This is a genomic window from Bythopirellula goksoeyrii (assembly GCF_008065115.1).
Classification (GTDB): Bacteria; Planctomycetota; Planctomycetia; order Pirellulales; family Lacipirellulaceae; genus Bythopirellula; species Bythopirellula goksoeyrii.
In genome coordinates, this window is sequence record NZ_CP042913.1 from 5,531,254 (window position 1) to 5,545,713 (window position 14,460).

The 14,460-nt window shown below is 54.1% G+C and carries 13 protein-coding genes; 7 read left to right on the top strand and 6 right to left on the bottom strand.

Annotation, left to right across the window (positions count from 1 at the left end):
• Positions 1–35 precede the first annotated feature (35 nt).
• The 4 genes from Pr1d_RS21845 (at position 36) to Pr1d_RS21860 (ending at position 3,897) form a co-directional block, all read left to right on the top strand.
• A complete protein-coding gene (locus Pr1d_RS21845; protein WP_148075511.1) occupies positions 36–1,301 on the top strand; it encodes a YgeY family selenium metabolism-linked hydrolase in 1,266 nt (421 codons plus the stop codon).
• Between the two features lie 40 nt (positions 1,302–1,341).
• Positions 1,342–1,728 carry a GxxExxY protein gene (locus Pr1d_RS21850; protein WP_238476565.1) on the top strand — a complete coding sequence of 129 codons (387 nt, stop codon included), beginning with the start codon at positions 1,342–1,344 and terminating at the stop codon, positions 1,726–1,728.
• Positions 1,729–1,808: 80 nt separating this feature from the next.
• Positions 1,809–2,840: an ornithine carbamoyltransferase gene (locus Pr1d_RS21855; protein WP_148075512.1), complete on the top strand. Its 1,032-nt coding sequence runs from the start codon at positions 1,809–1,811 to the stop codon at positions 2,838–2,840.
• A 97-nt stretch (positions 2,841–2,937) separates the two neighbouring features.
• Positions 2,938–3,897 (top strand): carbamate kinase, encoded by a 960-nt coding sequence (locus Pr1d_RS21860; protein ID WP_148075513.1) that lies wholly within the window; start codon positions 2,938–2,940, stop codon positions 3,895–3,897.
• 49 nt (positions 3,898–3,946) lie between these two features.
• Here Pr1d_RS21860 and Pr1d_RS21865 read toward each other — a convergent pair whose 3' ends face one another.
• The 5 genes from Pr1d_RS21865 to thrC form a co-directional block, all read right to left on the bottom strand.
• Positions 3,947–5,635, bottom strand: a complete 1,689-nt coding sequence (locus Pr1d_RS21865) for a PEP-CTERM sorting domain-containing protein (RefSeq protein ID WP_148075514.1) — start codon at positions 5,633–5,635, stop codon at positions 3,947–3,949.
• Between the two features lies 1 nt (position 5,636).
• Entirely contained in the window at positions 5,637–6,206 is a 570-nt protein-coding gene (locus tag Pr1d_RS21870) for a PEP-CTERM sorting domain-containing protein (RefSeq protein WP_148075515.1), read from the bottom strand.
• Positions 6,207–6,579: 373 nt separating this feature from the next.
• Positions 6,580–7,887 (bottom strand): amidohydrolase family protein, encoded by a 1,308-nt coding sequence (locus tag Pr1d_RS21875; RefSeq protein WP_148075516.1) that lies wholly within the window; start codon positions 7,885–7,887, stop codon positions 6,580–6,582.
• Complete coding sequence (locus Pr1d_RS21880; protein ID WP_148075517.1) at positions 7,887–9,338, bottom strand: pyridoxal-phosphate dependent enzyme; 1,452 nt, start codon at positions 9,336–9,338, stop codon at positions 7,887–7,889. The genes Pr1d_RS21875 and Pr1d_RS21880 overlap by 1 nt, the downstream gene beginning before the upstream one ends.
• A gap of 155 nt (positions 9,339–9,493) precedes the next feature.
• Positions 9,494–10,744, bottom strand: coding sequence for a threonine synthase (thrC, locus tag Pr1d_RS21885; protein ID WP_148075518.1), 1,251 nt, complete (start codon positions 10,742–10,744; stop codon positions 9,494–9,496).
• A gap of 150 nt (positions 10,745–10,894) precedes the next feature.
• On the opposite strand from thrC, the gene Pr1d_RS21890 reads away from it, so the two are divergent.
• The 3 genes from Pr1d_RS21890 to Pr1d_RS21900 all read left to right on the top strand — a co-directional run bounded on the left by Pr1d_RS21890 (position 10,895) and on the right by Pr1d_RS21900 (position 13,598).
• Positions 10,895–12,901 carry a 4Fe-4S dicluster domain-containing protein gene (locus tag Pr1d_RS21890; RefSeq protein WP_148075519.1) on the top strand — a complete coding sequence of 669 codons (2,007 nt, stop codon included), beginning with the start codon at positions 10,895–10,897 and terminating at the stop codon, positions 12,899–12,901.
• Between the two features lie 83 nt (positions 12,902–12,984).
• Positions 12,985–13,206 carry a DUF2281 domain-containing protein gene (locus Pr1d_RS21895; RefSeq protein ID WP_148075520.1) on the top strand — a complete coding sequence of 74 codons (222 nt, stop codon included), beginning with the start codon at positions 12,985–12,987 and terminating at the stop codon, positions 13,204–13,206.
• A complete protein-coding gene (locus tag Pr1d_RS21900; RefSeq protein WP_148075521.1) occupies positions 13,206–13,598 on the top strand; it encodes a type II toxin-antitoxin system VapC family toxin in 393 nt (130 codons plus the stop codon). The genes Pr1d_RS21895 and Pr1d_RS21900 overlap by 1 nt, the downstream gene beginning before the upstream one ends.
• A 4-nt stretch (positions 13,599–13,602) precedes the next feature.
• Here Pr1d_RS21900 and xdhC read toward each other — a convergent pair whose 3' ends face one another.
• Positions 13,603–14,403 (bottom strand): xanthine dehydrogenase accessory protein XdhC, encoded by an 801-nt coding sequence (gene xdhC, locus Pr1d_RS21905; RefSeq protein WP_148075522.1) that lies wholly within the window; start codon positions 14,401–14,403, stop codon positions 13,603–13,605.
• Positions 14,404–14,460: the final 57 nt, after the last annotated feature.

Sequence of the window (14,460 nt, forward strand, 5' to 3'; positions counted from 1 at the left end):
GACACACCTAGGCTTTTTGGTAGATTGCTCCGATTATGAAAAATAAAAAATCCTACCTTGACGCTGCTAAAAAGTACGAAAAACAGATGGTCCGCTTCCTGCGAGACCTCATTGCCATCCCCAGCGAATCGGCCGAAGAGGGTCAGGTCATCGCACGCATTCGGCAAGAAATGGAAGCCACCGGGGCTTTTGATAAGATTTGGACCGACAAACTCGGGAATCTCTTGGGCCAAGTTGGCAAACCGGGAAAAGGCAAGAAGCTCATCGCGATTGATGCCCATGTCGACACGGTCGGTGTGGGAAACCGCGACGAGTGGCAACACGATCCCTACAAGGGCAAGGTCGCCGATGGCAAAGTATGGGGCCGCGGCGCGGGCGACCAGGAAGGGGCGATCCCCGCCATGGTCTATGCCGCCAAGATCATGCGCGACCTCAAAGTCGATCTCTCCGAATATTATCTGCTGCTCACCTGCACGGTGATGGAAGAAGATTGCGACGGGCTCTGCTGGCAGTATATCGTCCAGGAAGAAAAAATCCGGCCCGACGTGGTAGTGATCACCGACTCCACGAATTGCACCATCTTGCGTGGCCAGCGTGGGCGTATGGAAATCGGCGTCACCTGCGACGGCAAGTCGTGCCATGGTTCGATGCCTGAGAAAGGTGACAATGCCGTCTACAAAATCACCAAGGTGGTCCGCGAGATCGAGGCCCTCAACGAGCGATTGCACCGCGATGAATTCCTCGGCAAAGGGACAATCACGGTCAGCTACATCGACTGCAAGACCCCTAGCCTCTGCGCGGTCCCCGGTCAGGCATACATCCATCTCGATCGGCGCCTCACGGTTGGCGATACCAAGAAGTCCGCCGTCGCCGAAGTGAAAGACGCGATCAAGCGGGCCGGAGTTAAGGGGAAGGTTGAAGTGCTCCGTTACGCCCAACCCAGTTACACCGGTCTCGTCTACGAAACCGAAAAATACTTTCCCACTTGGTGCTTTGACGAAGAATCGCCCCAAGTTCAAGCCGCGATCAAGACTCATCGCGATGTGTTGGGGAAAGCGCCGCTTGTGCATCGTTGGACCTTCAGCACCAATGCCGTCTCGATTGCCGGCATGTACGATATTCCTTGCGTCGGATTTGGTCCTGCCCCCGAGAATGTCGCCCACACCGTGAACGATTCTGTGCCGATTCAACACATGGTCGACTGCGCCGCATTCTATGCCGCCTTTGGCCAAAGCTACTGCGACCTCGCCGCGGGTCGGCCCAACGATACCAACATGACATTCAAACGGAAGAAATCATAAGTAGAACCACAGAGGGCACGGAGGTTCACAGAGACTAGCTGTGACACTTGAAAACAATCAGATTACTGAGCGAATCATCGGAGCAGCTATGAAGGTGCATACCGCACTTGGCCCGGGCTTGCTAGAGAGTGCCTATGAGAAGTGCTTAGCTTTCGAATTGTCTCAGCAGGGGATGACCGTAAGATCTCAAGTTGAGTTGCCGATCACTTATGGTGAAGTGACTTTGGACGCGGGATATCGGCTTGATCTCCTAGTTGAAGAACAGGTGATAGTCGAACTAAAGACCGTGGAACGAATCTTGCCTATACATAAGGCACAGTTACTTTCTTACCTTAAATTGAGTAATCAAAGAGTTGGACTACTTCTTAATTTTCACACTGAACATCTTCGTGATGGCATAACTCGCATGGTACATGATAGAAAATGATTCTTCCTCTGAGTACCTCTGAGGCCTCAGTGGTTCTAATCAACAACTCCTACAATGCATAAGAATAGAAAGTGAGATTCATGGCAAACCTTAAAGGCCGCGACTATATCGAGACCAACGACCTCACCCGCGATGAGCTCGACTTGCTGTTGGATACGACGACCGAACTCAAAGAAAAATTCCACCGGGGTGAACCAACGCAGCTACTCCCCCATCAAACGGCATTCTTGCTGTTCTTCGACAAATCGACCCGCACCCGTAATGCCTTTGAAGCCGGCATGACGCAACTTGGCGGGCATGCCCATTTTCTTGATGCCGACGTCACCCAGATCAGCCACGGCGAGACTCCTGCCGACACCGGCAAGATCCTCTCCTCCATGGGACACGGTATCTGCATCCGCCACGACCTGGTTCTCAACCAAGGCAACCGCTATATGCGTGAGATGGCGGAAGCCTCCGATGTGCCGATCATTAATATGCAGTGCGACGTCGATCACCCCACACAAACACTGGCCGATCTGCAAACTCTCCGCGAACATTTTGGCACCGATTTGGCCGGCAAAAAGATAGCCGTAAGTTGGGCGTTCGCCCCATCCTATGCCAAACCTTTGAGTGTTCCCCAAGGCCTAATCACATTGATGACCCGTTATGGCATGAACGTAACGCTCGCTCATCCGCCAGGATACAACCTTGTGGGTCGGACATTGGAGGCTGCCAAAGCGAACGCGTCCGGGTCGGGAGGCTCATTTGAGATCGTTGACGACATGGACGCCGCGTTTGAGGACGCTGACATTGTCTACCCCAAGAGTTGGGGCGTCTACGATCTCATGCTTGCCCGCCAGAACGCAAATACCAAAGAAGAAATTGCTGAGAACCAACAAGAATGCCTTGCTATGAACGCGAAGTACAAAGACTGGATTTGCGATGAACGCCGCATGAAGCTCGCCAAGAAGTCGGCCGTCTACATGCACTGCCTTCCTGCTGATCGTGGCTCGGAAGTAACCGATGCCGTCATCGACGGCCCCCAGTCGATTGTCTTCCCCGAAGCCGAAAACCGTCTCCACACCGCCAAGGCGATCATGTCCTGCTCAATGCGCGAGCGGCCGTTTTAATACACGGTGAGCCAGAAGCGTGAATGCCTGGATCTGTTCGCGCCGCTAGATCTCCAGGCGCTCACGCTTCTGGCTCGCCAAAGGAATTCGATTCTTGATGTCCATCCCACCACAACAACTGGTGATCGCACTTGGGGGCAACGCAATTAGTGTCCCCGGCGAACAGGGCAATATCGACGAACAGTTCGCCCACACTCGCCAGACAGCAAGCATTCTCGCCGACGCAATTGCTGCCGGCTTTCGCCCGATCCTCACTCACGGCAACGGTCCGCAAGTCGGCAACATCCTCCGACGTGTGGAACTTGCCCGACATGAACTCTACACAATTCCTTTAGAACTCTGTGTCGCGGACACGCAAGCCGGCATGGGCTACATGATCGCTCAATGTCTGATGAATGAATTGGCCGTACGTGGGCAACCTCGCCAGGTAACCACTCTCGTGACCTCAGTAGTAGTCGATGAGAATGATCCTGCATTCGACAATCCAACCAAGCCTATCGGCCCACGGATGGATCGCGTTGTCGCTGAAGCACATCGTGACAATGACGGCTGGAAAGTGCGCGAACTCGAAGATGGTGGCTTTCGTCGCATCGTCTCCTCGCCCCGCCCTAGAGATATTCTAGAATTTCCTATTATTCGCCAATTGGTCGACGCCGAGGAACTGGTGATCTGCTGTGGTGGAGGAGGCATTCCCGTCTGTCGCAACGCCACAGGTCAATTGAGTGGTGCTGCTGCGGTAATCGACAAAGATCTTACTTCGTCGCTACTGGCCCGCGAACTTGGCGTAGGCACCCTGGTGATTCTCACTGGTGTGGAACACGTGTGCCTCAACTTCGGTAAGCCAAATGAAATGCCACTCAGAGAAGTATCCACCGCCGAGGCACAAGCCTATCTTGCTGCAGGACATTTTGGCTCGGGTTCGATGGGCCCCAAAATCGAAGCCGCGATAGATTTCGTCACCAATTCCGCTCATCCCAACCCCGTTACCTTCATTGGCCATCTCGACAAGTTCACAGAACTCCTGGCAGGAACCAGTGGCACGCGCGTTACCCGTTAGGCTGTTACGTCCTTAGTAGCCGTTGGCGCAAGCAAAGGTCTGCACCGTACTAAACCTTTGCCTGCCGGCGACGTCTACAACTGCAAATTAGTGCACATCCAACCAGCAGCAACCACGTCGCCGGTTCTGGGACAGCTAAATTACTAGCAAAAGTCGCAGCCACATTCCGCTGCCAGATCAAAAAATCTTCACCGTCAATGAGTCCATTGGCATTTCCGTCGGCATACGATCCCGGTGCAACGGAAGTACCATAGCTCGACTGCCAGAGGGCCAAATCCAATCCATCAACCATTCCATTGCGATCGTAATCGCCGTCGAGCAATGAGATTACCACCTCGAAGATACGGTTCGAGGCAGACGACATGGCTCCTTCCACGTCACGCACATGGGGTGCATTCGACACGATCCCGCCAAACACGTAGCCGACAACCGTTTCACCATGCAATAGGTCGAGATCGATCACACCGTTGTCGTATGTGGCTATGCCCGGCGCCAAGAAAAACTCTCCGTTTGCCCCAAACCTAAGCAGGTTGCTCTCGGTATCGAACAACTCAGGGTATGCTCCAATGAGGTGTTGAGAATAGTTCCCGCTACTATCAACCACGACGGATGTCGCCTGGCTAGTGAATGGCATATCGTCGTCTTGAACGAAAGTGCCCGATCCCTCGTCATAGGTCTTCAGTGTGATCCCGCCCAAGAGCAACTCATGCATGGCTCCTTGCGCGGCCGAGTAGAGTCCCACTTTTGCCGAGTGATATTGATTCATCGCCTGTTTGAAAGTTCCCACCGCCAATGGATCTGCCATCGTCGGCAGACCGCTCTGGTCGATCTCCACAGGTACGGTCCACACTCCCGTATCTGGTGTAAAAACGCCTGATAACACAGTGAGGCCCTCTTCTACGCTTCCACCAATCCCAGGTTTTACAACGGGATAGACATTCAGATCTCTTCGGTGATAGGCGGCAACTTGTGGAGTTGTGGTTGCATTGGTCACCGACAGGGTCGTGCCATTATCTACGATATCGAACGATCGAACCTGCTCCGAATAGGCACCAGTCTTTCCAGGGATGTAGCCTCCCGTAAAATCCTGACCGAAGACCAGATGGGTGCGCCCATCAATCTCATACATCGCCCCACCCGTGATCTTGAATATCGGATCGCTGAGTTGACGAATATGATCGGCCGCTTGCCCCGTACCAGTGACAACCCAATCGATCATGCCATCCAGATCGATCGCCGAAAGTGTGTCAAAGGTAGTGAAACCATTTCCAGATCCGGGTACTCCATAGCCTCCGGTGATGTAGAGCCGGTCGCCAATATGCGTGAACTGCTGGTTGGTGGGCGTGAGTGAAGCGATTTCGTTGGCGTCCAAACCTGAAGAAACATCCTCCAACGAGCGGCTCCACGACTGCTGCGTGAGCGGGTCAATCACCCATATATCACGATTCTGATACTGCTCGGGGAAATTCGTTGATGGTGAATTAGTAAAATCGTGCAGCCCATTCGTGCGACCGGCGATGAGAAACCACTTGCCATCATGTATGGCGGCAGAAAAGGAATGTAAAGTCGGCATGGCTGCTGTGCCAAAGGTCGTTTCCTGTAGCTCCAAGCGATAGGGAAGAGCAGAATTCACGAACACAGGAGAGAAAACTGCCGTTTGGTGTTGAGCCAAACTGCCTGCTGATCCGCAGAGTAATCCCCATAGCATCCCACACAATGCCAGTAATCGCTTAAGCACTTCAGGTCCTCTTCGCTCTCATTCCTAGCACTGCCACAATTGCCACTCCAATCAAGCCCAGACTTGCGGGCTCAGGAATGGCTGTCGATCTTTCGTAAGTAAATGGGCCGCCGCCCGCGCCACCCCATTCAGTAAACATGATATTGAGGTAGATATTGTCGCTGATCAAATGCAGAACTGCCGGTTGGTCTACTGTGTCCGGCGGGCCGCTCGGAGCACCACCGTTTGCTGTTTCCCAATCCTCAAAAACTAGTGCCGCCCAGTTAGTTGCCGTCAAATCAGTGGGTTGAGCAAGTGGATTGTTGAATGGGAATGCCCATTCTGTATCAGCGGGACTCAAACTGTTTGTGTAAAAATCTTCCGCCGCAATATTATAGATTCCCCGGCTGCTGTCTCGTGTGAGCCAGACATTGTCTGTAATGCGATCTTGATTGGCTGCCGACATGGGGTCCGCTCCTGATGCTTTGGAAAACGTGATATTGGGACCGGTCCAAATCGTTTGTCCATAGCATTTCAAACAGACGTTTAGAGTGGCAAAGGCAATCAATGGAACTAAAAAACTTCGAAACATCTAATACTCCGTAGGTCGTGACATAGTCAATTCAATAGGTGGGAAGATCTCAGGTGCATCAATAGTGTGGGGCACGATCAAAGTGCATCACCACAATTGCAGAAACCAATTCTGATGGAATGCCGCTAGCTAGAAACAATAAGAGGAGTCTGCATGAAAATCAGACTCACAAAACGGCATAAGAACTTGCACCAGAATTCAACAAAAAATGGAAACGTGAAAACAAGCAAGATAATACTGAAGTGGTAATGGGACTTCTTACCCTTTTCACAGCATATCTAACTCAAAATATAGAATATTTCCGCTTCACCGATGATACTGAGAGATCTAGGACATGTCAAACACTTGTGGCTTTGCAATCATCCGCTAAACTTCACATTCGCGACCATAATTCGCCTGCCTGAGCGGCTGCATCAGCACGAAGAGCTCGTTCGTCGCACGAAACGACCTCCCCCCCTCGCAAACACCAGCGCCCATCGATCATGACATCGCGGACGAATTCTGGCCCCAGTGCATAGAGAAAATGTCCTGCCAGATTGTCGGTCGTCAGCGGAGTAGCTGGGCGATAACCAGTGAGTACCAGATCGGCCGCGGCGCCCACACCTAAACTTCCCAGGGTGATTCCCAAGGCCCGAGAGGCCAACCGTGCCGATTCCGCCAGAAAGCCTAGCGACTTACCGAATGGCAAAGACAACTGAGCATCGTGACTCTTAAATTCCGCCACGCGTGCTTCTCGCCACATATCCGCCCCGATGCCATCGGTCCCCAACACTACCGGCATTGTCGCTGAAACGACTGGCGTATATCCGACTCCATTGTTCATATTCGAACTAGGATTGTGAGCTAAATGCAAATAGTCTTTATGCTCCCCCAATCTCGTAAATTCCTCCGCCGACAAATGCGTACCGTGCCCAAAGATAGTACCAGGAATCTCAAGGAGCCCCACCCGCTCGAACCGCTCCATCAATCCGCAACCAAATTTCTCCTGGGTAATCCGTTCATCACAGGGATCTTCAGCGATGTGGATATGCACCCCGGTATCCAACTCGCGAGCCAGCCGAACACAACCGACGAATGATTCCTCTTCTAAAGTAAAACTGGCATGTGCCCCCACCAGAACAGAGAATCGATGATTTTTCCTACTGCTCAATTCCCTTGCATACCGAGACGTCTCATCCAATCCTTCACGGGCTTCGGTGTCTCGGTTGCGGTCGGTCACTTCATAGCACAACACACCCCGACAACCCACTGAAGCAATTCCCGCCTCCAGTGCGGAGAGACTCCCCGCGATGCAGTTGGGGGAAGCATGGTGATCGACGAGCGTCGTCGTGCCGCAACGTAGAGCGGCCAGTGCTCCCACGGTGCCGCTAGCGGTGACGCTCTTGAAGTTATGTGCCCGATCAAGCCGCCACCAGATGAGTTCTAGTATCTCCAGAAAGTTGGTCGGCTGCCGTGGGGGCGCTGGCATGCCAGCAGCAAGAGATGAATAGAGATGTGTGTGCCCATTCACAAGCCCCGGCATCAACACGGCACCTCCGCAATCGACAATCTCATCGTCCTGTTGCAATGTGAGATTCCGCCCCACGGACGCAATCCGGCCATCGGATACGCGCAGATCCCCCTGTCGAACCATCGGTGGATCGAGCTCGACCAGCATCGCGTCGCGAAAAAGCGTCGACATTAGAGCAACTCCAGCACACCCGTTTGCCGATTGAAATCTTCGATCTGACGATCCCACTCCGTCGCCTGCTCGAAAGTCTTCTGCCAAAACTCGGGATCCCACAACTCACGGAGTTCCTCGGCACTACGCCCCTGCTGCTCGACCCAAGTGAAATACTTAAAGTTGTGCAATGCCTTGCGATCCTGATAAGTCAATTCACGAACATAGTCGGTCGCTATCCCTTCAAGATACCGCTCACGATCCAAAGCAGCCCGCTCTGCCGTGTAGGCACCACACTCTTCGGTGAGTTCCTCAAGTCGACTTGAGTACAGCCCTGCCGAGTCAGTCAAGCACGTAAAGATGACGTCTTTGCCTGTCATGTCAAAGTGCTTGGCAGTCTTGATCGCAGCCACCAGATTACAAATCCCCGAAATGCCGACTTGTGGTAATTTCTCGATGAAGTCCCCTGATAGGTCTTTTTGTAAGACCTGTTGGCCCGCATCTTCATTGAACAACCGCATGAGCGACATGCACTGCTGATCGTCAATCGCGGCGATCATGTCGGTGTTGCGAACATTGTGAATCCACGGCACGTGCTTGTCGCCGATTCCCTCGATGCGATGTCCTCCGAACCCAAACTGGTAGAGCGTCGGACATTGCTGGGCCTCGGTCGCCACCACCCGCATCTCCGGATGAAGCGTACGAAGCATATCCCCGGCGGCAATTGTACCCGCGCTCCCTGTGGCAGACACATAGCCCGCCAGACGCCCCCCATTGGCAACCCGCTCAAACACTTCCTGAATCGCCGCAGCTGTCACATGATAATGCCAACAGGCGTTGCCAAATTCCTCGAACTGATTGAAGATCACGCAGTCGGGCCGTGTGCGGCGAATCTCCCAGCACTTGTCATAGATTTCCTTCACGTTCGATTCACAACCCGGCGTGGCGATCACCTCGGCCCCAATCTCCTTGAGCCACTCAAACCGTTCGCGGCTCATCCCCTCGGGCAGAATCGCCACGGCCGTGCAGCCCAACAACGCCGAATCAAATGCCCCGCCGCGACAATAATTCCCCGTGCTGGGCCAGACCGCCTTTTGCTTTGTCGGATCAAACTCTCCGCTGACAACGCGGGGAATTAAGCACCCATAGGCCGCCCCCACTTTGTGCGCTCCGGTAGGAAAATACTTCCCCACCAACCCAATGATCCGCGTGTCGACGCCAGTCAAAGCCGAAGGAAACTCGACCCAGTTCCCTTCATTGAAGAGTCCTCCCTTGTCGACCGGTTCGTTCTTCCAAGTAATTCGAAACAAGTTCGCAGGATCGACGTCCCACAGACCCACTTCGCGGAGTCGGCTGGTGATCTTCTCAGGAATCTTCGTCGGATCACGCATCTGGGCAAACGTCGGCAACAAAATCCGCCGCTCCCGAAACCGTTCGATCGTCCGCTCTAATACTTTTTTATTGACTTGCATCTCATAACCTTGGATCCAGTAACACCTAGGACGAGCTGATAGTGGTAGCGCGTCCTCTTATAAAAATCAAGTTGGCTTCTTGCAGAGTCGCAGATTCACAGAGGGATACCTGATTCTCTCTGCGTCTCTGTGTCTCTGCGAGAGATCACTTCTTTCTACATTGCATTTTCCACCGCCGCTTCGACCGAGGTCAGGTCGGGTTTGATACTCAGAGGTTCTCCTCCAGCCCGAATCGAACTGCGGATGTCTTTCAGTCCGCTCCCAGTAATCATCACTAGCACTGACTCATGGGGTTCAATGATTTTAGCATCGACCGCCTCGACCACTCCTGCCAATGCCGCCGCGGCCGCCGGTTCGGCAAACACTCCGTGCCGACCTGCAAGCCGAATAGCCGCCAAAATCTGTTCGTCGCTTACGCAAACTACGCGCCCGTGCGCAGAGTCGAGTGCATTGACCGCTTTACGCCAGTTCCGCGGCACTTGCACATCGATGCTGTCAGCCATGGTCGTCCCTTCACCAGGCTCGGGAAGAACACCATGCTCCAAAGCATAAGGAATCGGGGCAACCTCTTTGGCTTGCACACCTAACAAGCGAGGCAAACGGTCGATCATTCCCAGTGCATGCATTTCGGAGAGTCCTTTCCAAATGCCAGCAATCGTGCAGCCATCACCTATGCTCACCGCCACCCAATCCGGCACGCCACCATACGCGGCCACTTGCTCGGCGATCTCAAGCCCGGCTGTCTTTTTCCCTTCCACCAACACAGGGTTAATCGCGCAGTTGCGATTGTACCAACCAAATTGCTCGCAAGCTGAGGAGCAAAGCTGGTACGCCTGATCGTAGGACCCCTCGACAGAGAACACTCTCGCCCCGAAGACCAAGAGCTGCGCGAGCTTCGGCTCGGGAGCTGTATGAGGGACAAAGATGTTCGCCTCGATCCCGGCCAATGCCGCATGACAAGCCAGGCTCGTGGCGGCGTTGCCTGTTGACGCACAGGCGATCGCATTCGCACCAACTTCCATTGCATGGGCCACGCCTACCGAACTTGCCCGATCCTTGAACGATGCCGACGGATTGCGCCCTTCGTCCTTCAAGAGCACACGTTCCAAATCAAGTTCTGTGGCCAGTCGCTCGGCATCAACAATCGGCGTCCATCCAACTTGCCAATCCGTCCGCAATGAAGTTTCTTTCAGCGGCAACAACTCCGCATAGCGCCAATGGTTGTGCTCACGCTTCGAGAGTGGCTTATCGAGCCAAGAGTCGCGCACCGCTTCTAGATCGTAGCGAAAATCCAGGATTCCTTCTGCCGGTCCACACGTGGGGCATGTCATCCAGACATTTGGCGCATCCGCAGACTGCGGAAAGTACTCAGCACCGCAATTTACGCAAACCAACTTTTCAATCATCGCAGTCCTTCCCACACCGACTCACACGCAAACTTTCAAGTTTGCACTCTAACTCACCACCAATCGAGAAGCTAGTACCACGTGAATCTCTGAGTTAGAATCGAGGGGAGTACTCCTGCGGATTCTACTTACTGTTTACAGCTAAGCCCCATGGTCGATCTCTATTGCACACCGTTTGTCGAACTCGTCGACCGCATGCGACTGGAGTATGCAAACCGCGCGTCGATATTCGACCTGCCACGGCGAAAGTGGTTTGTCCCTGCCGCCGATGACGATACGGATCTTTCGGTGCGCTTCCATGGCCAGCTGGCTGGTAACCCCCTCGGCCCAGCATCGGGGCCACAGACCCAAATGGCCCAGAATCTGGTTCTCTCCTGGCTCGCCGGTTCGCGGATCATGGAACTTAAGACCGTGCAGGTCAATGACGCACTAGAGATTGCCAGGCCTTGCATCGATGCCACCAACGTTGGCTACAACATCGAATGGTCCCAGGAACTCAAGGTCCATGAGTCGCTCGATCAATATGTCCAAGGCGCGATGCTCATCCACATGCTCCGCCATGCACCTGAGGAGTTTGGCAATCCGTGTGGGGCGACCGACATGGCGGGCGCGATTGGTGAGACCGTTTTCGACATGTCCGTCGGCTACGATTTGGCTGGCATTCAAACCGAAAAGGTGGTGAATTTCATTCGCGGCATGATGGATGCCACCGAGAGTGTCAATCGCCTCCGCGATCAATTGCCCCATCGTTTGCGCGCCCTGCGAGACCTCGACTACCCCACCAATTTAAGCCGCAGTATCACACTCTCCACATTCCACGGTTGCCCCGCCGATGAGATTGAAAAGATCTGCGAGTTTCTTCTCACTGAAATCGGCACCGATGTGATCGTGAAGATGAACCCCCCCATGCTGGGCAAAGAACGGCTCGAACATTTGCTCTACGACGTGATGGGCTACACAGAAATCACCGTCCATCCACATGCCTACTCGAGTGGTTTGCTGTATGACGAGTCCATCGCTATGTGCAGTCGTTTGGCGAAGATTGCAGCAGAGCGCGACCTCGGCCTCGGGGCAAAATTTTCTAACACGTTGGAAGTCACCAACCATCGCGATTTCTTTCCCGAGAAGGAAGAGGTGATGTACCTCTCCGGCCTGCCACTGCATGTAATCACACTCACCCTTGCCCATGAGTTCCGCAAGACCGTAGGGCATGCGATGCCGATCTCTTTCTCGGCGGGCATCGATCGCAAGAATGCCCACCAGGCAATCGCCTGTGGATTCATCCCCATCACCACCTGCACCGATCTCTTAAAGGTTGGAGGCTACGGCCGCTTGCCAGCTTATTTCCAGGACCTTCGCAAGGAGATGGACAAGTGCAACGCCAAGACGCTCGACGACTACCTGCTCGACTGCAGAGGCAACCGCGATGCCGCCGGAGGCGATCCAGTACTTGCCGGTTTCCTAAACATGGAAGCAATCGTCGCTGAGACGCAGGCCGACCCTCGCTACTACGCCGAGCAAAATCGCACCATCCCCAAGAAAATCGACTCGCACTTGACGACGTTCGATTGCATCACCTGCGACAAGTGCATCCCGGTGTGCCCCAACGATGCGAATTTCACTTATGCCGTTGAGGCGGTCGACATCACCTACCGTGACCTACAAGTGCACCCTGACAGTACGCTGGTCGAAATCGGCGACGAAAAACCGTTCCGCGTCGAAAAGGCAGAGCAAATTGCCAACTTCGCCGACTACTGCAACCACTGCGGCAACTGCGACACCTTCTGCCCCGAATACGATGGCCCCTATCTGATGAAACCCAGTTTCTTCGGCAGTCGAGAAGCGTTTGAAGCTGGTGCGCCGCATGATGGATTTTACTTGGAACATGAAAATGGAAAGCTATCTCTCCAGGCACGCATCAACGGTGACAAATACAGGCTTACACAAACCAATGACTGCTACCTCTACAACGATGCCACCATCACGCTGGCGTCTTCGCGGGGAGAATTCACCCTCGCCGCTGACACAAACCCACCAACCAAACCCCACACCATCAACATGGGCCGTTTCCACGCCTTGGCGACCTTGCTCAATGGTATCACCTCCGATAATAAAATCCACGCGGTGAACACGCCGCTGGTGGCGGAGAGAAGGTGAATCCGCCGATAGCCATTGAGTCTTCATGGAGGTATAATTAAAGTAGGGACGCTCCTTTTCACCTGTTCCGATAGAGATCTACTATGGCCACGCTACCCACTGTAAATGCCCATTTCGATGGCACCGTGATCGTGCCAGACGAGCCCTTGAAACTCGCCCCAGGTGAGAAACTCCGGGTGACTATCGAACGTGCCCCTGCGGAGTCGGACCAGCCACGTCGCTCGTTACGTGGAATCGCCAAAGGCATGTTTGGGATGGGGGACGATTTCAATGCTCCGCTTGACTGTTTTGATGAGTACCGCTGATGAGTTCGGTGCTAATTGACACACAGGCGATGATCTGGATCGTTGAGGACAATCCTAACCTCTCGGAGCGTGGGTTGGCGCTGGCGGACAATAGAACTACTCAACGGTTATTCAGTGTTGCGAGCATCTGGGAGATGGCGATCAAGATCGCGATTGGCAAGCTTGATTTGAAACATGGCACTCTCGATGAATTTTTGAGCATCATCAAAGACAATGAGGTCGAATTGCTTCAAGTTCAGGCCCTTGAGGCTGTTGACGTTGCTTTACTGTCGCAAGGTGATCACAAAGATCCCTTCGACCGCCTTATCGCAGCGCAATGTCTACGGTACGATTTAACATTAGTCTCAATCGACTCGGAGTTCGATCAATACGGAGTACGGCGAGTGTGGTAATCTGTCACTTTTTTCCCCGCCACCGATCCCGCTCCTGAATCAACTCCGCCACTACGCTGATGGCAATCTCGCCCGGTTCGTTCGTTCCCAGGGGCAAACCGATCGGACAGTGAAATGCCTCGGCCTGTTCGCGCGGGATGCCGTCGGCGACAAGTTCCCGCACCAGCACGCCTCGCTTCGCGCGGCTGCCAATGACACCAAGGTAAGGGAAAGTGCGGCCTTGGCGGAAAATCTCCGCGAGCACGGGGCGGTCGGTGCCGTGGCCCATGGTGATGCATAATACAAACGCATCGCTCGGTAAAGCGGCGACCTGGGCGGGGAGGTCGTCGGTGCGGATCTTGGTGAGCCGGTCGCGGTCGGCGATCTTGTCTAGCCACTCACTGCGAGAATCGATGCAGCGGGTGTGACAGTTAATCTGCCCCAGGCAACTTGTCACTGCCGACGCAACGTGGCCGGCTCCGAAGATGACGACCTGCCAATCGCTGTGGTTGTAGGTCTCGAAGAACAGTTTAACTACACCACCGCAGGTCATCCCCACGTCGCGCTGCAGGTTCCACTCGACCAGTTGATGCACGGGTGCCTGTCCTGAAGTATCGGCAAGCATCGCCTGGGCGTGTTGAATCGCCTTGTGCTCTACCTTGCCACCGCCGACGGTGCCTGACGATAAGCCCTCGGTCGTAACCAGCATCTTGCTGCCGGTGTCCTGCGGAGTGCTGCCGACCGCTTCGACCATGGTCACGCTGACAAACGGTTCGCCAACCCGAGCTAGTTCCGCAAGTCGTTCAACAAAGCCGTGTGGAGCCATAGATGGAATGCGGAATTGGGAGTGCGGATTGCGGAATAAAATGAAATAGCCGTTGGC

What these genes read in the sequence shown, in the direction of transcription:
- Pr1d_RS21845 (WP_148075511.1), top strand. Translation starts at nt 36, where the DNA reads ATGAAAAATAAAAAATCCTACCTTGACGCTGCTAAAAAGTACGAAAAA.
- Pr1d_RS21855 (WP_148075512.1), top strand. Translation starts at nt 1,809, where the DNA reads ATGGCAAACCTTAAAGGCCGCGACTATATCGAGACCAACGACCTCACC.
- Pr1d_RS21860 (WP_148075513.1), top strand. Translation starts at nt 2,938, where the DNA reads ATGTCCATCCCACCACAACAACTGGTGATCGCACTTGGGGGCAACGCA.
- Pr1d_RS21870 (WP_148075515.1), bottom strand. Translation starts at nt 6,206, where the DNA reads ATGTTTCGAAGTTTTTTAGTTCCATTGATTGCCTTTGCCACTCTAAAC.
- Pr1d_RS21875 (WP_148075516.1), bottom strand. Translation starts at nt 7,887, where the DNA reads ATGTCGACGCTTTTTCGCGACGCGATGCTGGTCGAGCTCGATCCACCG.
- Pr1d_RS21880 (WP_148075517.1), bottom strand. Translation starts at nt 9,338, where the DNA reads ATGCAAGTCAATAAAAAAGTATTAGAGCGGACGATCGAACGGTTTCGG.
- thrC (WP_148075518.1), bottom strand. Translation starts at nt 10,744, where the DNA reads ATGATTGAAAAGTTGGTTTGCGTAAATTGCGGTGCTGAGTACTTTCCG.
- Pr1d_RS21890 (WP_148075519.1), top strand. Translation starts at nt 10,895, where the DNA reads ATGGTCGATCTCTATTGCACACCGTTTGTCGAACTCGTCGACCGCATG.
- Pr1d_RS21895 (WP_148075520.1), top strand. Translation starts at nt 12,985, where the DNA reads ATGGCCACGCTACCCACTGTAAATGCCCATTTCGATGGCACCGTGATC.
- Pr1d_RS21900 (WP_148075521.1), top strand. Translation starts at nt 13,206, where the DNA reads ATGAGTTCGGTGCTAATTGACACACAGGCGATGATCTGGATCGTTGAG.
- xdhC (WP_148075522.1), bottom strand. Translation starts at nt 14,403, where the DNA reads ATGGCTCCACACGGCTTTGTTGAACGACTTGCGGAACTAGCTCGGGTT.